This is a genomic window from Dysgonomonas sp. HDW5A, assembly GCF_011299555.1.
Lineage (GTDB): Bacteria > Bacteroidota > Bacteroidia > Bacteroidales > Dysgonomonadaceae > Dysgonomonas_A.
Genome location: NZ_CP049857.1, coordinates 1940929 through 1964415, shown reverse-complemented (window position 1 = coordinate 1964415; position 23487 = coordinate 1940929). Strand labels below are relative to the sequence as shown.

The 23487-nt window shown below is 35.8% G+C and carries 19 protein-coding genes and 1 tRNA gene; 11 read left to right on the top strand and 9 right to left on the bottom strand.

Annotated elements, in window-relative coordinates; all coding sequences use genetic code 11:
* Positions 1 to 62: 62 nt before the first annotated feature.
* Both G7050_RS08235 and G7050_RS08230 read right to left on the bottom strand, forming a co-directional pair.
* Positions 63 to 959 carry a RelA/SpoT domain-containing protein gene (locus tag G7050_RS08235; protein ID WP_166113781.1) on the bottom strand — a complete coding sequence of 299 codons (897 nt, stop codon included), beginning with the start codon at positions 957 to 959 and terminating at the stop codon, positions 63 to 65.
* On the bottom strand, positions 956 to 3112 hold the full coding sequence (locus tag G7050_RS08230) for a hypothetical protein (RefSeq protein ID WP_166113778.1): 2157 nt from the start codon (positions 3110 to 3112) through the stop codon (positions 956 to 958). The genes G7050_RS08235 and G7050_RS08230 overlap by 4 nt, the downstream gene beginning before the upstream one ends.
* A gap of 1140 nt (positions 3113 to 4252) precedes the next feature.
* Here G7050_RS08230 and G7050_RS08225 point away from each other — a divergent pair.
* Together G7050_RS08225 and G7050_RS08220 are read left to right on the top strand one after the other, a co-directional pair.
* A complete protein-coding gene (locus G7050_RS08225; protein WP_166113775.1) occupies positions 4253 to 4570 on the top strand; it encodes a helix-turn-helix domain-containing protein in 318 nt (105 codons plus the stop codon).
* 3 nt (positions 4571 to 4573) lie between these two features.
* On the top strand, positions 4574 to 4864 hold the full coding sequence (locus G7050_RS08220; protein ID WP_166113772.1) for a helix-turn-helix domain-containing protein: 291 nt from the start codon (positions 4574 to 4576) through the stop codon (positions 4862 to 4864).
* A gap of 525 nt (positions 4865 to 5389) precedes the next feature.
* Here the strand turns inward: G7050_RS08220 and G7050_RS08215 are convergent.
* From G7050_RS08215 to G7050_RS08205, 3 genes are all read right to left on the bottom strand, one after another.
* Entirely contained in the window at positions 5390 to 5848 is a 459-nt protein-coding gene (locus G7050_RS08215; RefSeq protein ID WP_221412829.1) for a VOC family protein, read from the bottom strand.
* A 93-nt stretch (positions 5849 to 5941) separates the two neighbouring features.
* Complete coding sequence (locus G7050_RS08210; protein WP_166113766.1) at positions 5942 to 6763, bottom strand: helix-turn-helix domain-containing protein; 822 nt, start codon at positions 6761 to 6763, stop codon at positions 5942 to 5944.
* 215 nt (positions 6764 to 6978) lie between these two features.
* Positions 6979 to 7371 (bottom strand): hypothetical protein, encoded by a 393-nt coding sequence (locus tag G7050_RS08205; protein WP_166113763.1) that lies wholly within the window; start codon positions 7369 to 7371, stop codon positions 6979 to 6981.
* A 274-nt stretch (positions 7372 to 7645) separates the two neighbouring features.
* On the opposite strand from G7050_RS08205, the gene G7050_RS08200 reads away from it, so the two are divergent.
* The 3 genes from G7050_RS08200 (at position 7646) to istB (ending at position 11190) form a co-directional block, all read left to right on the top strand.
* Positions 7646 to 8533, top strand: coding sequence for a HEPN domain-containing protein (locus G7050_RS08200; protein ID WP_166113760.1), 888 nt, complete (start codon positions 7646 to 7648; stop codon positions 8531 to 8533).
* A 351-nt stretch (positions 8534 to 8884) separates the two neighbouring features.
* Positions 8885 to 10408 carry an IS21 family transposase gene (gene istA / locus G7050_RS08195; RefSeq protein WP_255499085.1) on the top strand — a complete coding sequence of 508 codons (1524 nt, stop codon included), beginning with the start codon at positions 8885 to 8887 and terminating at the stop codon, positions 10406 to 10408.
* Between the two features lie 35 nt (positions 10409 to 10443).
* On the top strand, positions 10444 to 11190 hold the full coding sequence (istB, locus tag G7050_RS08190; protein WP_166111946.1) for an IS21-like element helper ATPase IstB: 747 nt from the start codon (positions 10444 to 10446) through the stop codon (positions 11188 to 11190).
* 279 nt (positions 11191 to 11469) lie between these two features.
* Here the strand turns inward: istB and G7050_RS08185 are convergent, their stop codons facing one another.
* The 3 genes from G7050_RS08185 to G7050_RS08175 all read right to left on the bottom strand — a co-directional run bounded on the left by G7050_RS08185 (position 11470) and on the right by G7050_RS08175 (position 13486).
* Positions 11470 to 11886 (bottom strand): hypothetical protein, encoded by a 417-nt coding sequence (locus tag G7050_RS08185; RefSeq protein ID WP_166113757.1) that lies wholly within the window; start codon positions 11884 to 11886, stop codon positions 11470 to 11472.
* Positions 11887 to 11891: 5 nt separating this feature from the next.
* The gene (locus G7050_RS08180) at positions 11892 to 13121 is read right to left on the bottom strand and encodes a site-specific integrase (protein WP_166117674.1); all 1230 of its coding nucleotides are present in this window, start codon (positions 13119 to 13121) and stop codon (positions 11892 to 11894) included.
* Positions 13122 to 13413: 292 nt separating this feature from the next.
* Positions 13414 to 13486, bottom strand: a tRNA-Lys gene (locus tag G7050_RS08175).
* 139 nt (positions 13487 to 13625) lie between these two features.
* On the opposite strand from G7050_RS08175, the gene G7050_RS08170 reads away from it, so the two are divergent.
* The 6 genes from G7050_RS08170 (at position 13626) to G7050_RS08145 (ending at position 22545) form a co-directional block, all read left to right on the top strand.
* Complete coding sequence (locus G7050_RS08170) at positions 13626 to 14816, top strand: MFS transporter (protein ID WP_166113754.1); 1191 nt, start codon at positions 13626 to 13628, stop codon at positions 14814 to 14816.
* Between the two features lie 102 nt (positions 14817 to 14918).
* Positions 14919 to 15311 carry a diacylglycerol kinase family protein gene (locus G7050_RS08165; protein ID WP_166113751.1) on the top strand — a complete coding sequence of 131 codons (393 nt, stop codon included), beginning with the start codon at positions 14919 to 14921 and terminating at the stop codon, positions 15309 to 15311.
* A gap of 100 nt (positions 15312 to 15411) precedes the next feature.
* Positions 15412 to 15903, top strand: coding sequence for a DUF4251 domain-containing protein (locus G7050_RS08160; RefSeq protein WP_166113748.1), 492 nt, complete (start codon positions 15412 to 15414; stop codon positions 15901 to 15903).
* A 542-nt stretch (positions 15904 to 16445) separates the two neighbouring features.
* Positions 16446 to 17747: a SpoIID/LytB domain-containing protein gene (locus tag G7050_RS08155; RefSeq protein WP_166113745.1), complete on the top strand. Its 1302-nt coding sequence runs from the start codon at positions 16446 to 16448 to the stop codon at positions 17745 to 17747.
* Positions 17748 to 18247: 500 nt separating this feature from the next.
* Entirely contained in the window at positions 18248 to 19420 is a 1173-nt protein-coding gene (locus tag G7050_RS08150) for an acyltransferase family protein (RefSeq protein ID WP_370521879.1), read from the top strand.
* A 146-nt stretch (positions 19421 to 19566) separates the two neighbouring features.
* A complete protein-coding gene (locus G7050_RS08145; RefSeq protein ID WP_166113742.1) occupies positions 19567 to 22545 on the top strand; it encodes a xanthan lyase in 2979 nt (992 codons plus the stop codon).
* On the opposite strand, the gene G7050_RS08140 is transcribed toward G7050_RS08145, so the two are convergent.
* Positions 22526 to 23422 (bottom strand): DMT family transporter, encoded by an 897-nt coding sequence (locus tag G7050_RS08140; protein ID WP_166113739.1) that lies wholly within the window; start codon positions 23420 to 23422, stop codon positions 22526 to 22528. The two genes, G7050_RS08145 and G7050_RS08140, sit on opposite strands and share 20 nt — an antisense overlap.
* Positions 23423 to 23487 lie beyond the last annotated feature (65 nt).

The following is a 23487-nucleotide window of genomic DNA, read 5'->3' as shown; positions in this document are numbered from 1 at the left end:
AATAGACAAGCAAGGAAAGATTTATAGTCAAAGGGTCTATTTAATTTTTTTCAATAAGAATTTTAAGTTTCATATATATCAGCAAAATAATATTTAAAATCATCAGTAAGTATACTTGGGGTAATACGTGTAATTTCATCATGATGTAGATATAAAAAATTGCAGAAGAAACAAATATTGTTAAATGTGATAGGGAATCTAAGTTTTGAATTTATTAGTTTGCTTAAAAGATCTTTTCTATCAATTTTAAATATTTCTTTTGCTATATTCTCATTGCTCAATAAAATACCCTTAAGTTCCTCGGACATATCATTTAAAAGAAAACGAAGTCTGAATTTATTTCGGAGCATCCCCTGATAATCTTTAGTCTTGTATTGCTTATATGCAATTTCTTCAAATAAATTTCGTAAAGTGTAATCGCTTGTTTCTAGAGTAGCATAAATCCCATTTAATGCTCTAGATTCTTTCTGTAAAGATTTCCATTCGTCTTTACATTTATATCTCATATTATGCTCAACTTCATGCCATCCTTCAGATAAAGTTGTTCTAAATTGAATCTCAAATGTTGAATCTAAAAAAGACAAATTTTCTTCACTATGTTCTACAACTGTTCTAAAATCTTTTAAATTACGATCTGTTATCCTGCAAACTAGGTTTTTACGCAAGGGATTAAACTCATTATCTTTTGGTTCATCATACTGAAAATTATCTATATCAAAGAAATTACGGAAATAATCTGCTACAAGTCTGACATCATCCTCAAAATATGTTACAATTCTAAAACCAATAACATCTTGCATTAACTTATCTGATGAGCTATATCTATTCCGACTATCCTTTTCTAAAATAGAATCAATTGTCTTTATTCTAGAATGTAATCGATATAAAATGCCAATACGATCTAGTTGCTTCTTTATATCCGTCTCAATATTATTCTTTATTAATTCTAATCCAATCATTTTCGATAAGTGTCATTATAGTATGTAATACCTTCTTTTGTTAAATGGCAGAGGTTTCCATCTATTGCTAAATATCCGTTAACAGAAAGAGTATGCAATTGTTTTGTTAATTCTCTAGCATTTATATTTTCTAGGTCATAGTTTAGCTGAGAAACTTGCCTATACCTAGGACGTAAAGATCCCTGATTAAAAAACTTTTCTAAAACAATTTGCTCTAGATTAATATAGTTTTCTTGTACTCCATTACTCTGAGATAGAAAAGACTCAATTTTATCTAAAAAGTCATTATTGTCTTCACATGTAAAGAAGCCAATATAATTGTTAGTTGCATCAGATACATCTATGGAGCAATCATAAAATTTACATTTAACAAAGGAGCAATTTATAAAGGCATTTAATGCAAAAATACAATTTGAGAAAGAACAATTAGTAAATGTAGACTTCTCAAATAAGCAACTGTTAGTCAATTTAATACAATCAAACGAAAAAGAGTCGATGACCAAGTGAGAATACTTTCTAGATAATTTATTTTTCAAATGAACATCAATCTGCAGATAGAATATAGCATCATAATCAAAAGGAAAAGAATTAAAAACTTCCCACAATTTATGTCTCTCTTCTTGCGATTGAACTTTATATGATTGTAAAGCTAAATTAGCAAATAAGATGTTTAGTCCTACATAAAAGGTTTTATTATGTTCGAAAAATTTGCCTAAAACAAGATTCTGTGCAACGAGAGTCCCAAGTATAAATTCATTAACAAAACCAATATTTCTACTGTCTTTTTTATCTAGAAAGGCATGGTTTGATAAAGTATCAGCTAGCTGCTCTATATGAGGTCGATTAGTCGGAAGATATTTTTCTAGGGTTTCGTGTAATATTCTTCTATTAAACTCAAGAATGAAGTCCTTAATATCTTCTTTAGAGGCAGTTTTAATATCAAACTCAGCAAATAACCGCACTAATTTTCGAAATATTCTTAATTGAGTATTAGGCTCTATAAGCAAATTCTGCCTAGTCTGCTCTCTTTCCATTAGAAAGGTTAAGTATTCATTCACAATTGAGTTCTTTCTTATAACCATTTCTTCTAGTCTTGAAATAGAAGAATATTTCATGAATGCGAGTAAGACTGGATTTGCAAATTTATCAATAGGTAATTGTGCTGCATCAATTATATCCAATTGTTCTTTACTGAGCCAGTTATCTATTAAAGGTTCTGAAATAGTTATTTTAGCCATAGTATAGTCAATACTTCGACTAGACATCCAATTGAAAAAATCTTCACTATTAAATATAGCCGTCTTCCTAGATGTAATAACAATCTTGGCATTATCTGATAATAAGTCCACAATTGTAGACAACATACTTTCAACCTGCCGGAATTCAGATGTACTAAAAGAAAAATCTTTAGAGATTAACTCATCAAATCCATCAATTATAAGTGGTATTCTTCCTTTTTTTATTTCTCCTATAACAACATTAGAATCTACTCTATTTGCAAACTGCTCCTCAATTTCTTTTCTCAAGATATGGCTAAATACTGTAGCTTTCCGATCTCTCGATAATTCTGTAAAGAAGGGAATTTTAGAATTACTTATTTTCAAAAAATTATGGAGGATTTCATAAGCAGTACATGTTTTTCCATATCCTGCTGCTGCTTCAAGAACAACAAATAGTGGTCCTTTATGAGTATCCAACATATTCGATAGTTTGTCAACAAGACCTTCTTGATAATATTCGGACACTGATTCATGAAACCCGTTATCTAAACTAGAATGAAAAAGGCTTACTTCATATGGACATTTTATATATTCATATTTAGATTCATCAGATAATTTATCCATAACTCTGCAGATAAAGTCGTAATATCGACTTTGCAAATTATCAACAACAGCTTGAATTTGAAAAAATTCTTTGAAAAGTACATTTTCTGCCTCTTCAACGGTTCTATATTCTCGTTTTTTTACAGCATAGCCACTATCTGTGTATTCTTTTCTTATTCTGTCGTAATCATTATCGATGTTATCGAGAAGATATATCTCTGCCCCTGAATATATACTCTTTGTAAATAAGTAAACACGCATATTTTTATGAGATTTTTTAATCTCATAACCATAGTGTTCGTATATTTTATCTAGTTGATTAACATCCATGCGTATAGCAATTTGTTTAATGGTTACATATATAATACAAAGATATAAATGTTAATTAAATAAAAAAAGCCTTACGGTTAATATATTAGAGCTTAAATACAATGTCAATTATGCCTTTAGATTTTTTTATTTTTTATTTCTTGAAATCTTCAATATTTACTTTGTACTACAAGTAACTAAAAAATGATAGACATAAGTCTGGTGTACTATTCATTTACTCCATTAGAATCTTTACTCAATTTGTTTATCTGCTTGCTAGTCTACTTGCTTATCTGCATATAAAGAATTATGTATTTGACTATTCTTCCTATTCGATTTCCGACTATGGAGGAAATCAGCCCCCGAACGGTTAGTGAGGGGCAAGTTTGTTTTGGGGTGCCGAATTTATTTCGGGCGTCCCAAAACACAACTTGCAATTGTCCAGTGACAATGAATCCTCCTTAGCGTCGGATTGCTTATTTAGTATTTTATTTATTCGTCCCTAAAAAAAAGCGAAGACATTTCATACCTGTAAAAATTCAGGTGTACTCCGTATTTTATTTATCCGTCATTTTGGTTTGGATCGGATAAAGAATGATACAGTAATTCTGAAGTGACAAAGTTATATTCTGAAGTGGTTGAATAAAAGAACTTTGTTCGTGAAATCTAATGAAAGGAAGTGAAGGCGAGTGACATGGGTATATTTAAATTGGATTAATGGATTATTAAATGGTTGGATTAATGGATAGGTGGATATATGGATATATGGATAATCGGATATATGGATTATTAAATTATCCAATTACAGGATTAGTGGATAATCAAGTTATTGGATAATCGGATGATTGGATAGGTGGATATATGGATAACCCAATAACTGGATATATGGATAGGTAGATAGTTGGATAATTTGATAGGCTAATGGATAATTAACTAATACAATTATTGGATTATCCCACAAGTGTGCTGAAAGTTCTCTCCCTGATATCAAAATAAATCAACACTTTTGATAACAACAATTAAAGACAAACCAAAGTGTTAAATGATGAAATCCATAGAAATGAAATGACACCCCTCCAAAATATTAACCTTTCACATCTATATTCATTTCCGATTTATAAATCATAAACCTGAATTATTCACTTTTTTAAATTAAAGCTCATGGAAATAATCAATATAAGCAGTGAGGCATTCGATGAAATTGTTTCGAGGTTTCAAAGCTTTAGGGATAAGGTTTTAGCCCTTTGTCATAAACATAAAAGCAACCAGATGAACGACTGGCTCGATAATCAGGACGTATGCTTACTCTTGAACATCTCCTCCAGAACCTTACAGACCTACAGGAACAACGGCAAGATCGGGTTTACCCGGATTAACCATAAAATATATTATACAGCTTCGGATATCCAAAAGTTCTTGCAGCCCGACACGGATATAAATAACGGCAATATCGATAACATCAAATTAAAACAAAAATAAGTTATGGATCTGATTACTAAAAAGAACAAAAGCGTAACCGCTTTCCTTGCAGTTCTGGATGAATTGCTGGGAGCAATAGAGAATGTGATGGATAATCATAAGCCGTCTTTGAACGGAGAACACTATCTCACAGATCACGAACTATCAAGAAAGTTGAAAATAAGCCGCAGGGCTTTACAGGATTACCGCAATCAGGGCAAGATACCTTTTATCCACATGGGCGGCAAAATCCTTTACAGGGAAAGCGATATCGTAAAGATGCTGGAAGAGAACTATTGCAAGGCTTGGCAGTAAGCTAAAGGTTGAATACAAACCAGCAGCCCTTGAATATTATTTCCCTTTTTACATCTGATAAACACCCAATTTATGAAGAGAATAAATAAAGCAAGGCTTTTTGTTTAAATACACTTTTTCGGCAGAAAAAGGAAGATTTAAGCAAAAACCTGTAAGGTTTAGCCTTGCTGTTTTATTCTCGGAATATACCTTCGTGTTCAGATGAAAAAAAGAGAAAACAGCTAAACCAAAAATCCCCTTGAAACATCAAGGAGATTGATATATTTATCCTGTTCGTGTTATTATATTTTTTCTTTAGTCTCTCAATTTTTTCCATGGGAGACTTTATAGTTCCATCTTTATCAGACACTAATTTGCCATATATTTCTTTAATTTCCAGTGCAGGGAGAGAAGGTACAAAGAGAGGTTACTCTTTCCTAAGTTTCAAAATATAGACGGCAGTTTATCCGCTGCCGTTGTTCATATAATGGGGTTCACTTCATTTTCGGGGCTTTGATTTCTCGTTAAAGTTATTTTCGGATAAAATTAGTTGATCGAATGCAATCCTAATTTATTTCCTTCGGTGTCAATGAACAGTGCGAAGAAACCTATTTCAGGACTGATTTCAGTTTTCGGCACGATTACTTGTCCGCCATTCTGTTCTACTTTGTCCAGCATTGGTTGCAAGTCATTACCTGCATTTAGATAGACGACTGTACCGTCTGTTGTCGGTTTATAATCGTTTCCTTTTACCAAACATAAGTTTACCGTTCCTTCTTCGTTTGGCAAAACGCCCATTTGAGTTCCGTCCATATCAATTTCTTCAATGCTTACATTTAAAATTGATTGATAAAATTTCACCGCTCTTGAAAAGTCGGCTGTTGGGATTTCTACTATTGAAATTAAATTATTCATCTTATCTGTTTTTTGAGTTTTGTTTAAATTGTCTTGCCCGGTCGTTGTGTTATTGCAAGCCGAAAATCCGATTGCAAAAAACGTTATCATACCAATTGTTATTTTTTTCATTTTACTCACCTTATGTATTCGGGAGCAAAATTAGCACTTCTTTAAGTGCTGAAATAGTAAAAATGCGACACCTTAGCCTTTCCCATAGAAAAGGGAGGAAAGTATCAACGTATCATCTTCTAAAAACTCTTTTGGGGTTGTTCCTGTAAATTCCTTAAAGTCCTTGATGAAATGATTTTGGTCGTAATACTCGCTTTCGTATGCGATTTGGGTAAACGTTTCCGTTTTTTGGTTAAGCAACATATTTAAGGCGGTTTGTAGCCGGATAACCTTACCTAATTGCTTTGGGCTAATGCCGATTTGCTTTAAAAATTTTCTTTCAAGCTGTCTGCGTTTTGATAAATCTTCTTTGAGAATAACATTGATTGGCGAACTTCCACCTGTTGCAAGAAGTGCGTCAATAGTAGATTTTACAATATTGTCAATCGTGTTTTTTTCGTTGAGTTTGTTTAATAGAAAAGTTTCAACAATCTCAATTCGTTGCTGTGTATTGGTTGCGTGAATGACTTTTTTTTCCAATTCATCGGCTGTTGATTGCTCAAAAAGTTCAGCGATTGGCGTTTCTTTGTTTGCTAAATTTTTGATTGGTATAGTTACAAAATTTGCGAAACCATAAGGATAGAACCGAATTGCAAAGGTATTTACATATCCTGTTGGTTGAATGTAAAAAGGTTCTATTATTTGTCCGAGAACCATTGAACGGGGTTGAAGTATAAAATCTGTTTCGGAAGTAAACCGCTTAATATCGCCCCCAAGAATAAACGCCATTTCAATACAACCGTCAGGAACAATCCTTTGTTTTTCGGAACTATATTCGGCAGGAACTTCCAATGTCCAATAACATTGAACAAGTGCAGATAGCTCTTCGCTTGGTTTATAAGTTTGATAGTTCATTTTGCCAATTCCCTTTTTAAGCCTTGCAAACACTACTTTGTGTTTTATTTTTGAAAAGTATTAAATCATTTTTTAATTACAAAACATTATTTAAAATTTGTTTTCAAATAATATGGTATCTATTTATATATCAAATATTGTATAGTTAATATACTAAAAACGAGCCGGAACATAAGTTTATCCGGCTCGTTTTTCGGTATATTATTTATCAATAATTACAGTTTGTAGAAACAGAAGTGCGTGCCTGAGCCTTCATTTTCATTTAGCTTAACATAGAAACCGTCTTTTAATACCCAGCATTTTTTTCTGTAAGTGTAATATTTTGCAAACACCCGTAAGAAAATGATAAACAAGGTCTCATCTTTAACGTCGTAAAAATGAATCGATGCGGAGACACAGATATATTCTTTGTTCATAATAAAGGTCAGGGAGGCGTTCTGATTATCAAAACTGACTTCCATATAATCTAAACTGCTACCTTTTTCCATGTATTGGATAAGGCACAGGGGACAGTCCTTGTATTTCTCTTTGACTGCTAAATATGCCAGGCTGAGGGTTGAACAGGCGTGTTCGACCAGATGTCTGAAATTATTATTTTTTTGATTCATAAACGTCCGCTTTTTAGCCTGCTATGGGTAGCAAGCCGTTGTGATTATTCATTTTTTAGCTTCTTGCTCGTCTGTGTGCTTTGGCTCATATACCCATAATGGGGTGTCGGGTACATAAAATCACAGTACGGAGTTTATTATCACAAATATAGGGGTTATTTTTAGTATTATATTGCTTTTTGTGCTTTTTGAATACTTTTGAAAATTATAGGGTTTAGGCAAAGGGTTGTTTGCCGATTATTAACTATTTTTGTTCGTATTAAAATTCTTTCTTATGAAGAAATCTATATTGCATCTGCCAAAACGTAAACAGGAGGATTTGTATTTTCTTGTGCGTGAGATTACGAAGCGTTTGCCTCAGACTGAATTTATTATCTTATACGGTAGTTATGCCACAGGTAAGTATGTGGTGTATGACGAGCGTGTGGAGTTCGGTATTCCTACTTCGTTTATGTCGGATTATGATATATTGGTGGTAACAAGTGGTATTTCGGATAAGAAGGTGGGAAACTTACTGGATAATATTGATGATTTGTATTATAAAGACCCTGAATCGCAAACGCCTGCACAGTTTATTAATGATGATATTAAAACGTTGAACAGGCAGCTGGAAGAGGGTCGGTATTTTTATACACAGTTAAAGCAAGAGGGGATTGTGTTGTATGATAGTGGCAGGTTTAAACTGGCACGAAGACGCAAACTTAATTTTAAGGAGATACAACTACAGGCGCAGGAGTATTTTAATGATAAGTTTAAGAAAGCTAATGTATTTTTAGAAACTGCTAAATTCACATACACTAAAGATGATGACGAGTTCTATAAAAACACTGCTTTTCAACTTCATCAAGCCAGTGAGAATTTTTATTATGCTATTCGCTTGGCTTTTACATTGAGAAGTAATAAACAACATAATCTCTCTAAACTTTCGGCATCGGTTAAACGGCATTCTGATGAATTGGCTAAGGTTTTTCCTCGTGATACGCCGGAGGAAAAGAGGCTGTTTACACTTTTAAAGGATGCTTATGTGGAGGCTCGCTATAACCCTAAGTTCTTGGTGACAAAAGAGGATATTGATGCTCTTTTACCTAAAGTGGAGTTGCTGAGGGATATTACTAAACGGATTTGTGAGGCGAAGATTAGGGAGTATGGGGAGATGGAATGAAAAGCTAATATAAAACAATTGTGCGTTTTGTGTTGTTAAAATCTCATTGATGCAACAAGTATTTGAATGCGCCAAAATATAACAACTTAAAAAATAATGAACTATGGCTGTTGGAAAAAACGGATAAAATGACCCCTTAAAAACGGAGGAAAGTGAGCAGCGAAAAACGGGTGAAATTGACCACCCTAAAACGCTTGAAAATGACCCCTTAAAGCCAGAGGAAAGTGACCCCTGTGATTGTGTTCTTAAAATAGTTTTAAAGTTCTTGTTATTGATGGGCTTTGATTTAGTTAGTTTGATGTTCAGACTAACTAAAAGCGATCTAATATTATGCCCAACAAATTTATAACAATGACCAAATTAAGAACGATTATCCGTTTGTATGAGGACCATATGGGTCTTAAAACTATTGCCGTAATGGCTCGCACCTCCCGCAATACTGTTAAGAAGTATATCCATAAATGGAACTCTTTAAAGATTAGTTTTGATGATTTTGTGTCTAAGAGTGATACGGAACTTCACGCGTTATTTTGTATTACAGATGCTCCCGGTATGCCTAACCCACGTCGGGATACACTGGAGTCTCTTCTTCCGAGCATCAGTAAGGACCTTGGTCGTAAAGGGATGACTACGATGCAGCAATGGCAAAAGTATATCAAAGAACACCCCGATGGGTATGGCTTAACTCAGTTTCGCATCTCAGTTCAACGTTATCGAATGATTAATAACCCCTCTATGCGTATGGAACATAAAGCAGGGGATAAAATGTTTGTAGATTATACAGGAGATAAGCTTTGGATTTATCCTCATGGTGAATCCCCTCGTGAGGTGGATGTATTTGTGGCAATCTTGGGTTGTAGCTTGTTGACTTATGTGGAAGCAGTATCAGGGCAGAGCAAAGAAGATTTTATCTCTGCCTGTGAGAACAGTTTTTATTTTTATGGAGGTGTTCCTCAAGCTGTTGTTCCTGACAATCTAAAAGCTGCTGTAACCAAAGCTTCTCGCCATGAATCTATCTTGAATGAAGAGTTTGAGCGTTTTGCTGAACATTATGGAGTCACAGTGTTCCCCGCTCGTGTTCGTAAACCCCGAGACAAAGCTCCTGTGGAGAATGCCGTTAAACTAACCTATAAGGATATTTACACTCGCACCAGTCATCTTCATTGCCCTGATCTAAAGAGTTTAAATGCAGCTATCCTGTCTGCTTTAGACCTGCATAACAATAATCTGTTGACTAATCGGAACTACTCTCGTCGTTCCTATTTTGAAGAGATTGAAAAAGAATCCTTAGGACCATTGAATCCAATCCGCTATCAGATTAAAAAACACGCGATGGCTACCGTAGGTAAAGATGGTTATATCCGCTTGAGTGAGGATATCCATTATTACAGTGTACCTCACACGTATATCGGTAAAAGGCTTAAGCTCTCTTACTCAGCGGATGATGTGCATATCTTTGACGGCTATAGCCTTGTGGCATCTCATACCCGCAGTCGTTTGCAGTTTAAGCATACCACCAATACAGATCATCTGCATCCCAAACATAAAGCCGTATTGGAATGGTCCCCTGAAGTATTTATCAAAGAAGCAGCCGACATCCATGAGGATGTGGAGCGTTACATCCGTAAAGTGATGGAAAAGAAACGCTATGTGGATCAGGCTAACAAGAGTTGTTCGGGTATCCTTTTATTGGCCAGGAAGGTCGGAGCGGCTCGTTTGACGGCAGCCTGCCGATTGGCTGAGAGTTATGACAGATACAGTTATAACGAGATCCAGGATATCCTTAAAACTAAATCTGAGTTTGTAGAAGTACCTGAAGAAACAGTGGATATACCCGAACATGAAAATATCAGAGGCAAAGATTATTATAAATAGACAAACAAATTAATTATTAAAAAACAATGAACAACATGAACAATCAAACATTAGAGAAACTGCGTCAGATGCGTTTCTTAGGGATGCACGATGCTTTTAAAACTTCTTTAGAGAACACTTTAAAAGAGCAGATGACACAAGATCAATTTATCTTCCATTTGGTATCCAGTGAATGGGATAATCGTCGCAATCGTGCCATCAAAAGAGCAACCAAGCTGGCAGCGTTTCGGTACACTGCTTTCTTGGAAGAGATTGATTATAGCTTCGAAAGAGGCTTGGATCGTAATCAGGTAGAACGCTTGGCGGGCTTGGATTTTATCAAAGACAACAAGAATATCTTTATTACAGGACCCACCGGGACAGGAAAAAGCTATCTGGCTACTGCACTAGGAAACAAAGCCTGCCAAGATGGATATAAGGTCTTTTATGCCAATACCGCTAAATTGATGAGCAGCTTAAAGATAGCCAAAGTAAAAGGGACTATACTAAATGAATTTAAACGTATCGAAAGGGTGGATCTTCTAATCCTTGATGATTTTGCAATGCAAGCCTTTGACTCTCAGTCCAGAGGTATAATGATGGATATTATAGAGGATCGGCATCAGAAAAAATCAACAATGATAACCTCACAAGTACCTGTTAAAGATTGGTATGATGCCATAGGAGAAAAAACTGTAGCAGATGCCATACTCGATCGCCTGGTACATGACTCACTAAGAGTAGAATTAATTGGAGAATCAATCAGAAAAAGAAAATCGAAGAATGAAAATAGCTATCTATAATTAAAACAGTAGTAGGTCCTATCTAAATATAGAGACTTATTACTAAGTTTGTAAAAACTTAAGTGGACCTAAAAACAGGAAAACTAAGAAAAGAAAGAAAAGTTTAACTCGGGCAAAATCTGCAACTTCAAGACCCTGAAACCGACGATAACTTTTGACTGTTTTGAACACATAACTTTAGGGGGGCACTTTCCTCCGTTTTTAAGGGGTCTATTTTACCGTTTTTTCCATAAGCCCCGAACTTCAAATATCTTATTCTGTATTACTTGTAATTCCATATTAATTCAAAGTTTTAAGTGAATGTTTTCTTGTACTCGTATTGAATATCACAATAACCTCATGGTTTTTATTCTCTTTGCTGTATTCACAAAAAGCATTAAATCCCCATTCTCGAAAGGCTTTTGTGTAGAGCGATTGGATACGAAAACTTAAAAAGATAATCGTTTCAAGATTATAATAAGTGCGAATATATTCTCCATCATCTGCCGTATATACATATTCCTTTGTAACATCACTTTCTCTTAATAGATTATCTTTGAAGATAGCCTTTAGGTGCTTGCTGATTGTCGGGGAATACACCCCGAACAAATCAGCTATTTCATTTACCGTCATCCAAACTGTACCACGAATGATTTTTACTTCAATAATGGGTTTATCAGTTTCTATGTCTGTGAATTTTATATATCCTGTTTCCATAGAGTTTATTTATTAGTGTATTTCCGTCTTTTGTAGTTTTTAGCCAAGCTATCCATATCTGTGCTAAGCTTCTGATCGACTATTTTGGCATAAATCTGAGTAGTCCGGATATCTGTATGCCCGAGCATTTTCGATACTGTTTCAATAGGTACTCCATTGGCGAGTGTAACGGTCGTCCCGAAGCTATGACGTGCTATATGGCAGGTGATTACCTTATTTATTCCACAGATTATACCGATTTCCTTCAAGTATTCATTCATCTTTTGATTGGAACAAATCGGAAATAATTTACCATTGACTTGTTGTCCTCTATACTTCTCTATAATTGCTAATGGAATTTCAAGCAGACGAATATTAGAGGGTACGCTTGTCTTCTGGCGTTTGGTCATTACCCATTGATGTCCGTCAAAAGCCGTTTTGATATTATCTTCTGTCAATTGTGCTACATCAATGTAACTAAGCCCGGTATAGCACATAAAAATAAAGATATCCCTTACTTGTCCTAATCTTTCGGTTAAGAACTCTTTCTTGTAGATAATATCCAGTTCTTCTTGGGTAAGTATTTCCCGAACGACTTTAGTTGTGCGGAACTTAAAACTACCGAAAGGATTGATTTTAATATCTGCCCCTGTATTCTTGATGTAATAGAAAACTGCCCGAAATCGTTGAATAAACTTCAAAGCGGTATTATTACTGCAATCATGGGTATTCCTAAGAAACAAAAAGAACTTCTCCACAAACACAGGGGTTAATTCAAATACAGGAATATCCGAAAGATTATATTCAACCTTTAGAAATTCTTGCAAACGAAGCATAGTCAGCTTATAACGATTCGCTGTTATTTGAGAGGTGTCTTTGCCAATCTTTAATACATAGAACTCATTGTGTTCGGCAAAATGCTCCAACAGCATCTTCCTTCTATCAGAGTCAACACCGAGAATGATATTTTTTATTTTTTCAGGCAGGACATATCCATACTCGCTTAGGTGCTTATGATACAATTCATTTGCCTTTGCACTGATAGCTTCTAACAAGCGATTGGTATTCATTGCTGCTGCACTCTTGCCGATAGCTTTTCCATTCTTGGTATCCCAGAGTTCGGGTTTGATTTGTAACTTGGAACTGAATTGCACTTGCTCCCCATTTACAGTAATCCGGACCATAATCGAAGAATTACCCGATTTGTTCACTTCATTTTTTCGGAGATAAAACAACACACGAAAAGTTGACTTCATAACATTCATAACGCATAAATTTTTAGTGTTCAAAACTATTGTTAATTGTTAGAAGTCAGGCGGACAAAAGACTGCCAATTTACGACAAATGAGAATCTTACATTCCAAATCGTTACGGCTTTTGTCTTTCGTGAAATCCGTAACGATTCCGTAACGAATGACTGTCCAATATCGGCATTTTGATGACTGATTATGTCTGAGGGAGGAAATAAAAAAAACTCCCTAAGAATCTATCTTAGAGAGTTTTGTCTTGTTTTGTCAGAAATAAGTCGCTTATTTGCTGATCTTTCAGTGATCCCGCTGGGGCTCGAACCCAGGACCCCATCATTAAAAGTGATGTGCTCTACCAACTGAGCTACGGAATCTACCTATTTGCTTTTCTTTCAAAGCGAGTGCAAAGGTAGTATTATTATTTAAAAAATGAAATTTTAGGAAGAAAAATTCTAACTTTGTTTAGAATAGCTCTATTAAAGAAGCAATAGATGCGTAAAATATTTGTAATAAATGAAAGATATACACCCTAATAATCAACAAACAAAATTAACCAAAACTACACTCTGGCTCATGACAATAGGAGCAGGTTTGGTAGTTGCAAACAACTACTACAACCAACCCTTATTAGGAAAAATAGCCAGAGAGTTAAATATTTCAGAGGCTTCGGCAAATAATGTAGCCATGGTCACTCAAGTTGGATATGCAGCAGGATTATTTCTTCTCGTTCCATTAGGTGATATGTTCAGAAAAAGAAAAATCATAATTATAGATTTTATACTTATTATAGCATCACTTCTAGCTTTTGCTTTCAGCCAAAATATCACAACAATGATTGTTTCCAGCTTTTTTATCGGGTTAAGCTCTGTTGTCCCTCAAATGTTTGTCCCTTTAGCTGCACAACTATCAGACCCTAAAGAAAAAGGAAAAAACGTAGGAATGGTTATGACCGGATTATTAATCGGGATTCTGGCCTCACGAATATTTAGTGGGGTATTAGGTGAATACCTCGGATGGAGAGAAGTGTATTATATAGCAGCAGGAATTATATTCATTTTATGGGTATTAATATTCTTCTTACTTCCTGATATCAAACCTACTTTTACCGGAAGCTATTGGGGGCTCATGAAATCTATCGTTCACTATATAAAGGCTGTGCCTAGTTTGCGTTTAGCTTCAATAAGAGGAGCTTTAGCCTTGGGCTCTTTCTTAGCCTTCTGGACTACGCTTACCTTTCACCTCGAAAGACCTCCTTTTTTTGCAGGCAGTGATATTGCAGGAGAACTAGGAGCTGTGGGTATTGGGGGAGCTTTGGCTGCTGCCATGGTAGGACGGATCGCCGACCGCGTCAACAAAAACACATTAATTACTTGTGCCGCTATCTTAATGATATTATCATGGGGAGTTTTCGGCATTTGGGGATTTACCTATGCGGGTCTTATTGTCGGTATTTTCGTTCTGGATGTCGGACTGCAGTCAATACATGTCAGCAATCAGACTATCGTATTTTCAACTAATCCTGATGCTACAAACAGATTAAATACCGTTTATATGACCAGCTATTTCATAGGAGGATCATTCGGAACTTTTGTAGGAGGGAAAGCCTGGGAACATATGGGCTGGAATGGAGTGGTACTTACAGGCGGAATATTTGTTATAGTACTTTTGCTTGTACATTTAATATTTTCTCGTAAAATGAAATAAATCCACATTTTTTTTTGTCACTTTAATAAAAAGCTCAACTGTAAGTTGTTATTTTGGAGTAGAGAAGAAATAAATAATTCTGCTAACTTAATCTGCTTAATAATGAGTAACAAGCCACATAAGAAATTCTCTTTAGAAAAAAGAGTTGAAAGCTTCAAATACGCTTTAAATGGATTAAAGATTGTATTCATAGAAGAGCATAATGCACGCATACATCTTATAGTATCACTTATTGTTATAGCATGCGGTTTTATATTCCATATTTCTACTGTGGAATGGATAATTATTTGCTTTGCAATAGGACTAGTCATCTCAATGGAGATTATTAACTCAGCCATTGAAAATCTTTCGGACTTTGTATCTCCAGAACATCACAAATTAATCAAAAAAGTGAAAGACCTTTCTGCTGCTGCAGTACTCGTTTGTACTATATCATCCGTAGTCATAGGCATTCTCATTTTTTTGCCTAAAATAGCTCATTTATTCGGCCTATAGATAATCCTCGCTCAAAACCGACTAATCTGTCTATACCTGAAAACATTCTATACCTGAACCAATTATTATCTCTGTATGTTTAATAAAAAAGAAAACAGATATGAAAAAGATATTAGGAATAATCAGCCTCTTTCTGATAATATTATTTATCGGATGTAAAACAAAAGAGTTAAGTCCTGAGCAACAAATCAAAGCACAGGAATATGTAGACAAGATCGAAAGCCGAAATTTCATATTCAATGCAAACAGTGCCCAACCGATGTCGGGAAGATCTATCAATTTAAACTACAACTATTATCTAAAAGTAAGCAAAGATACAGTCATTGCCAACCTTCCCTATTACGGACGTTCGTATGTTGCACCAATAAATCCAAGGGATATTAGTATCGATTTTACCAGTACAAATTTTCTTTATTCCGAAAACAAGAAGAAAGATGGGGCATATGAAATAAAGATAGTACCCAAAGATATCACGAACCGAGAAAATGAAGGTATTTCATTTTTGTTAAAAATCAGTCCTGATGGATACGCAACATTAAATGCATTGCCAACCAATAGACAAAGTATCTCTTTCTATGGTACAGTTGAGTGACTTGATATCTTTTCAGGAGATCCAGACTAAAACCCAAGACAGTTAAATTATCTAAATATAATAAATCAAAACCTAATACAATCACAGATAAAAGAAGACTGGACTAAACTAAGAACAATATAATTCAAATAGAAAAACGCTAATAAACAAAACATTAGTCATAAAATCCAGCAGCTCGAAAAATGAAGTAAATAATCAGACTCTCGTCCCCTTAGCTGGATATGCTAAATAACATATTAGACAATATAAAATAGTTGATTATCTTTAGTGGTGTTTAAAATAAGTTTGCAGAACTATTTGTTGCTTTGGTAAGCAAAACAACGATAGACAGTTATGCAATTTTAATATTTTCTTTTACTTATTAAAACAAACCCACTCTGCTCAAGAGTATGAAACCAATATCTAAGACAGCAAAGACACTACCTCGTAAACAAAGGAAGTTGCATCCGATTAAAGCAAATAATTTAGTTTTAATCGATAGAAGTGCGATTTTATTCGCTCAATAATTAGACAAAATTCAGCAAATTTAAAACAAATAATATATGTCAACAGAACCCAATGTAAGTGTTGGTATTTTATCAAGTAAAACCATCACATTTAGCTTCCATTCTGATTACAAACATCTTGAAAAAGAAGTTAAGAGCGAAAACTCGGTAGCTTATCAAGATGGAAAGATACTTTGGAACGGGATGCTTTACGAACAATTATTATTTGAACCCACAAAAGAAAATGCATCCTTTGTAATAAAAGATGTAATCATCGGAATTAATTTTCATTGGGAACGAAAAGAAGATCAAGAATTTCAGGGAGCCTTAAAACTGATTATTGAAGACGACCAGATAACAGCTATAAACCTCATCAAAATTGAGGATTATCTGACCAGCGTAATTTCGTCTGAAATGAGTGCAACAGCATCTCTCGAATTATTAAAGGCACATGCTGTAATATCCCGCAGCTGGCTTCTGGCACAGATCCAAAAGAATAAAGAAATAATAGCCGATAAAACTGATTATTCGGCATTTCAAGAAACCGAAAATGAGTTTATCCGATGGTACGACCGCGAAGACCATATTCATTTTGATGTATGTGCAGACGATCATTGCCAACGCTATCAGGGTATAACCAGAGCATCATCCAATATCGACACTGTAAAACAGGCTATTGCTGAAACCCGGGGACAAGTACTAACCTCAGAGGATAAGATATGCGATGCTCGTTTTTCGAAGTGTTGCGGAGGAGCCGTGGAAGAGTTTCAGAACTGTTGGGAAGATACAAAATTCTCATACCTTGTAAAATTAAGAGATGATGTGAATCCAAACGATTTGCCTGACTTAACCATAGAAGCAGAATCTTTGAAATGGATAAAAACACGCCCTACAGCATTCTGTAATACTCAGGATAAAAAAATATTAAGTCAGGTTCTCAATAATTACGATCAGGAGACAATGGATTTTTACAGATGGAAAGTCACATATACTCAGGAAGAATTATCTGCTCTTATATTAAAACGCTCAAGTATAGACTTTGGAGTAATTCAAGAGCTTATTCCTATACAACGCGGAACTTCGGGCAGATTAATAAAACTGAAGATTGTAGGTTCTAAAAAGACTCTGATAGTAGGTAAAGAACTCGAAATACGCCGTATATTGTCAAACTCTCACCTCTATAGTTCGGCCTTTTATGTAGAGAGAGAAGGCAAACAGTTTACAATCATCGGAGCAGGTTGGGGACACGGTGTAGGCTTATGCCAAATAGGAGCGGCTGTAATGGGCGAAAAAGGGTATTCGTATGACAAAATATTATTGCATTATTATGTAGGTGCAGATATTAAGCATCTGTACTAAGGCCACAGACCTTTATATTGCTTTGGCAAGTATAACAGATACAAATTGTTATGACTATAGAATAGACCAATAAGTTTTATTCTTTACTTAATGCTATTCTTTTTTATTGTTTTGCCGATACATAAGCAATGGTGAGGATTTAATGTCGTATTTTGATTTTCCGGTCGAAAGTTTATCTATCAAACAGATAAAGAGCTCATTGGATAAGAAAAAATAAAAAACAGCAGAAAGATGTCACTTTTGTCATTTTTGTAATCTTTTCAGTCATTAACCATTGATAATCAGACCATACAAAAGATTACAAAAATGAACATTCAGTAACCCTACAATGGTCATGTTTGTAACATTTTTGCAATCGGCTTGTCACCTTTTCGACCCTCTGATTTTACAAGAGTTGAAGTAGCTGACATAAAATAGGACATCGAATATTTTCTTTTGCTTATTCATATTTAACAGAGAAGAAAGATTAATTTTGTGAGATGCTTAACTTATAATTTACCATGATTCAACAAACAACATCCAACCGACTACTTTCGCTTGACATATTACGAGGAATCACTATAGCAGGAATGATTCTGGTGAACAACCCCGGATCATGGGGATCAGTTTACGCTCCATTACAACATGCTGAATGGAACGGATTGACTCCTACCGACCTTATATTCCCGTTCTTCATGTTTATCATGGGAATCTCTACTTATATATCATTACGCAAGTTTAATTTTGAGTACAGCAAGGCAACTGTCCAAAAAATAATAAAACGCACCGTAGTCATCTTTCTTATCGGGTTGGGTTTAGCGTGGTTTGGTCTTTCTTTCAGCACCTTCAGAGATTTACCGGAAGATGGATTAGGCTTTTTCGAACGTCTATTCCAATCCATTACCAATTTCGAGCATATACGCATTCTAGGAGTCATGCAACGGCTGGCAATCACATATGGTATCACATCACTTATTGCAGTCTTTGTTAAACACAAATACATCCCTTACATAATTGTTGTCACTCTATCAGCTTATTTCTTACTATTACTTTTTGGCAATGGTTTTAAATTTAGCGAAAACAATATAATTTCAGTGGTAGACAGAGGAATATTGGGGGTAAACCATCTATATAAAGATGCAGGTGTAGTTATTGACCCCGAAGGGTTGCTAAGTACCATTCCGGCAACATGCCATGTATTAGTCGGATTTTTATGCGGAAAGATACTGATGGAGGTTAAGGATAATCAAGTACGAATTACCCGATTATTCATCATAGGCACAATACTTACTTTTATGGGCTTCCTTCTAAATTACGGATGTCCTATCAACAAGAAAATCTGGTCACCTACATTTGTATTGGCAACCTGTGGTCTGGCATCTAGTTTTCTTGCTCTTCTCATATGGATTATTGATATTAAAGGCTATAAGAAATGGAGTGTGTTCTTTGAATCATTCGGAGTAAACCCTTTATTTATATACGTTCTTGCAGGAGTTTTATCTATTTTAACAGGTAATATTACATTTACATATCACGGCGAAAATATCAGTTTACACGGATTTATATACGACCAGATTCTACAGCCATATCTGGGAGATTATTTAAGCTCATTGGTTTTCGCCATGTTATTTGTAACTGTTACCTGGTTTGTAGGAAACATATTATACAAAAGAAAAATCTATATCAAAATATGATACTATCGGCAGATAACCGGAGCTTATCAGATAAGGTACATCCTCTCAAAATGGATTTGCTTCTATTATGTGGCAGAACATAAGTAAGCCTTTAAACGTTCTTAATACTTGCCTTGTTTTTCATTAAATTAAAATTTCAGCAAATAATGAGCTTCTCTAAAATAATAAACAGATCGACAGCGCTACTATTTATATTTATCACGTGTCTCTCTTTTCACGAACTTAAAGCTCAAAATCTGCCCAAAGCTGTAACAGCCGATATCAGTAAATACCTGACCTCCGTTGCTCGACAGGAAGTAGCCGGAAAGGCAATCGCTATCGATTCGGTTATCATCGCAAAAAAAACAATCAACCTCTATGCGGGAGTAGAGTTATCTTACATACCTTTCAGAAAGAAGAATGTGAACGAAATTTATGCACAAGTAAAAAGACGTTTACCCAAAGAATATAAAAATTATGCTGTTGCAATCTACACAGATAAATACAAGATAGAAGACTATATACCGTCGAGTCTTAACGACCGTTTTACAAACCGCCTGGACAAGCCTTTGATAACAAACACATCACGCCCTTTCGAGGCCGACAGAGGTTTGCTAGGGCATCATCTGGCCCTGTGGCAAAGTCACGGCTGGTATTATGAGCAAAAACTAGGCAGATGGCAATGGCAACGAGCACGTATATTTCAAACAGTCGAAGATCTTTATACACAAAGTTATGTATTACCATACCTTGTGCCTATGCTGGAAAATGCCGGTGCAAATGTTTTGCTTCCTCGCGAACGTGATACTCAATTACGTGAGATAATCATCGACAATGATCATAACAGAAACCAATCGACCTACAAAGAGAAGAAAGGCAAAGAAAAGTGGGTAGAAGGAGAAACTCCCGGATTCGCAAATTTAAAGGGAACTTATCAGGATGGTGAAAATCCGTTTAAGACCGGTACATTCCGCCAAACGACAACTATATCGAAAGGAAAAGAAAGCTTTTGTGAATGGATACCCAACATTCCCGAAACAGGAAAATACGGAGTATACATCTCCTACCAAACTCTCGAAAACAGTACCGATGACGCCCTTTACACGGTATATCATCTGGGGGGAGAAACCGAGTTTAAGATAAATCAAACAATGGGTGGAGGTACGTGGATATTTCTTGGCTTCTTTAGTTTCGAAGAAGGAAATAACGACAACTGCAAGGTAGTCTTATCTAACAAGAGTCACAAGTCGGGGCGGGTTCTTACTGCTGACGCCGTTAAGATAGGCGGAGGTATGGGAAATATTGCCCGATCGCCACTTCCCAAAGAAACGAATAAAATCAATTATCAACCTACAACAAGCAACTACCCCCGATATACGGAAGGAGCCAGATATTGGTTACAGTGGGCAGGTGTTCCCGATACGATTTACAGCCGTACAGCGGGAGAGAATGACTATTCGGACGATTTCCAAAGCCGTGGCTTTTGGGTTAATTACATTGCAGGAGGATCTAGCGTACTGCCCGCAAAAGACGGATTGAATATTCCTATTGATCTGGCAATGGCGTTTCACTCCGATGCAGGAATAACTCCCAACGATTCCATAATTGGTACTTTAGGAATCTGTATGACACATATCAATGATGAAAAGTTCGAAAACGGAAAACCCCGTTTAGCTTCACGACATTTAGCTGATATGATTACGGATGAAATAATTACTGATATTCGTCAGAACTACGAACCCAACTGGACTCGGCGACCTATATGGAACCGTTCTTACAGTGAGGCTCGTGTGCCCGAAGTTCCCACTATGCTGCTGGAATTATTATCGCACCAGAACTTCGCCGATATGCGTTACGGGCTCGATCCTCAGTTTCAGTTTACGGTCAGCAGATCTGTATACAAAGGAATACTTAAATTTGTGGCACATCAATACGACTACGATTATGCAGTACAACCTCTTCCTGTAACGGGTTTCAGCTTAGACTTTGTAACCGATACCAAAGTCCGCTTAAATTGGATTCCGACTCTTGACAATACGGAACCGACTGCAAAACCAACTAAATATGTTGTGTACATGCGTGTCGACAATGGAGACTTTGATAATGGAGAGATTGTACCTTACAGCAATGCTCAAATAGAGATACAGAAAGATAAAATATATAGTTTCAAGGTAGCTGCCGTTAATGATGGCGGTGAAAGTTTCCCTTCCGAAATACTGTCGGTTTGCCGAAAATCGAATGAAAAAGGCAGTGTCCTTGTCGTTAACGGATTCGATCGGATATCTGCTCCGGCAAGCTTTACAATGCAGGATAGTATCGCCGGATTCTGGGATGGTATAGACCATGGTGTTCCCGATAAGTCTCAATATAATTATACAGGCAGCCAATACGAATTCCGCAGGGATATGCCTTATATGGGTAATGATACTCCCGGTTTCGGGGGCAGTAATGCCGATTTCGAAACAACTGTAGTTGCAGGCAATACATTCGACTATCCCTATGTACATGGCAAAGCAATAGTAAAAGCAGGGTATTCTTTTATATCTACCAGCCGTGATGCTGTGATAAATGGACAAGTAAATCTGAACAACTATCCATTGGTAGACCTTATTCTCGGCAAACAAAGGCAAACTGATATCGGCAGAGGTTACTTTATTCCCGATTTCAAAACATTCCCGGCAGAACTACAATCCAAAATAACAGACTACTGCAAACAGGGAGGTAATATTCTGGTTAGTGGGGCATTTGTCGGCTCAGACCTTTGGAACAATGGAAATCCTCAAAGAGAAGATATCGATTTTGCGTCTAACATATTAAAGTACAAATGGCAAGCAGGTAGGGCATCTGCTACGGGAAATGCAAATAGCGTTGCCTCTCCATTTCCTATATACAAAGGCGAATTAGAGTTTTACAACAGGCCGAATACAACTTCATATGGTGTAGAGTCACCTGATGCAATAGAGCCTTCGGGAGATAACAGTTATACGATTTTCAGATATCCCGAGAACAACCTCAGTGCAGGGATAGCTTCACAGACAAATTATAAGACATGCGTCTTAGGGTTTCCATTTGAAGTGATCGAAGAGGAAGATCAAAGAAATGATTTGATGAAAGGAATCTTATCGTTTATGTTTCGGAAGGACTAAGTTTTTTATCTGTTCTCTGGCGTGAAACATCAAACATTTGCATCAGAACCGATAGAATAATTATTCCTAATCCGATAAAGAAAGTGATAGTCAATTCTTTTGCTTCACCAAAGATTATTATGGCAAGAATTATGCTGTATATCGGTTCGAGGTTGTAGCTAAGATTGACTGTAAAAGCAGAAATATGTTTCAGTGCCTGTATCTGCAAAAGACATAGACCAATGGTGCATACGGTAGATAAAAGAAATAAATATATCCAATCGGGTATGCTGGGAATAAGCGACTCCACAGGAATAAAATGAAGGTAAAACGGTAAGATACAACTCATAAAAACAAAGCCGCCAATCATCTCATACAACAACATGGACGAAGAGTTATGGTTAGCTCCAATTCTCTTGTTCATGATAGTAAACAGGGCACAAAAAGCTGAAGATATTATCCCGAAGATAATCCCCATACGGTATTGAACATCAAACTGAAAAATAAGTAAAATACCACATACAGTAACCAGACTAAAGAGTAGTTCTTTATACGAAACTTTGTGGCGATTGATCAGAGGTTCAAGCATAGCTGTAAAGAAGCCAACTGCCGAAAAACAAACAACTCCAACAGAAACATTGGAGGCTTTGATACTTCCATAAAAAAAAATCCAATGCAGTACCAACAGAACCCCTACCCCTCCAATTTTAAGAATTTCCTGTCTCGATATTCGAGGGAGCTTTTTAGTCGCTAAAAGGATAAAATAGAAAACGATAGAAGTAATCAAAACTCTGTACCAAACCAATACCCCTTCATTTAAAGAGATAAGTTTGCCAAAGATTCCTGTAAATCCAGCTATCAATATAGATAGATGCAACTTAATAAATGCCTGTTTCATTATCGATTTTCTAAAAAATTGAGTAAAGATAATATATAACTAAGAAAGACCGCCCAAAAGGCAGT

Coding starts and splice junctions, on each gene's coding strand:
- G7050_RS08235 (WP_166113781.1), bottom strand. CDS start 959: ATGATTGGATTAGAATTAATAAAGAATAATATTGAGACGGATATAAAG.
- G7050_RS08230 (WP_166113778.1), bottom strand. CDS start 3,112: ATGGATGTTAATCAACTAGATAAAATATACGAACACTATGGTTATGAG.
- G7050_RS08225 (WP_166113775.1), top strand. CDS start 4,253: ATGGAAATAATCAATATAAGCAGTGAGGCATTCGATGAAATTGTTTCG.
- G7050_RS08220 (WP_166113772.1), top strand. CDS start 4,574: ATGGATCTGATTACTAAAAAGAACAAAAGCGTAACCGCTTTCCTTGCA.
- G7050_RS08215 (WP_221412829.1), bottom strand. CDS start 5,848: ATGATAACGTTTTTTGCAATCGGATTTTCGGCTTGCAATAACACAACG.
- G7050_RS08210 (WP_166113766.1), bottom strand. CDS start 6,763: ATGAACTATCAAACTTATAAACCAAGCGAAGAGCTATCTGCACTTGTT.
- G7050_RS08205 (WP_166113763.1), bottom strand. CDS start 7,371: ATGAATCAAAAAAATAATAATTTCAGACATCTGGTCGAACACGCCTGT.
- G7050_RS08200 (WP_166113760.1), top strand. CDS start 7,646: ATGAAGAAATCTATATTGCATCTGCCAAAACGTAAACAGGAGGATTTG.
- istA (WP_255499085.1), top strand. CDS start 8,885: ATGACCAAATTAAGAACGATTATCCGTTTGTATGAGGACCATATGGGT.
- istB (WP_166111946.1), top strand. CDS start 10,444: ATGAACAATCAAACATTAGAGAAACTGCGTCAGATGCGTTTCTTAGGG.
- G7050_RS08185 (WP_166113757.1), bottom strand. CDS start 11,886: ATGGAAACAGGATATATAAAATTCACAGACATAGAAACTGATAAACCC.
- G7050_RS08180 (WP_166117674.1), bottom strand. CDS start 13,121: ATGAAGTCAACTTTTCGTGTGTTGTTTTATCTCCGAAAAAATGAAGTG.
- G7050_RS08170 (WP_166113754.1), top strand. CDS start 13,626: ATGAAAGATATACACCCTAATAATCAACAAACAAAATTAACCAAAACT.
- G7050_RS08165 (WP_166113751.1), top strand. CDS start 14,919: ATGAGTAACAAGCCACATAAGAAATTCTCTTTAGAAAAAAGAGTTGAA.
- G7050_RS08160 (WP_166113748.1), top strand. CDS start 15,412: ATGAAAAAGATATTAGGAATAATCAGCCTCTTTCTGATAATATTATTT.
- G7050_RS08155 (WP_166113745.1), top strand. CDS start 16,446: ATGTCAACAGAACCCAATGTAAGTGTTGGTATTTTATCAAGTAAAACC.
- G7050_RS08150 (WP_370521879.1), top strand. CDS start 18,248: ATGATTCAACAAACAACATCCAACCGACTACTTTCGCTTGACATATTA.
- G7050_RS08145 (WP_166113742.1), top strand. CDS start 19,567: ATGAGCTTCTCTAAAATAATAAACAGATCGACAGCGCTACTATTTATA.
- G7050_RS08140 (WP_166113739.1), bottom strand. CDS start 23,422: ATGAAACAGGCATTTATTAAGTTGCATCTATCTATATTGATAGCTGGA.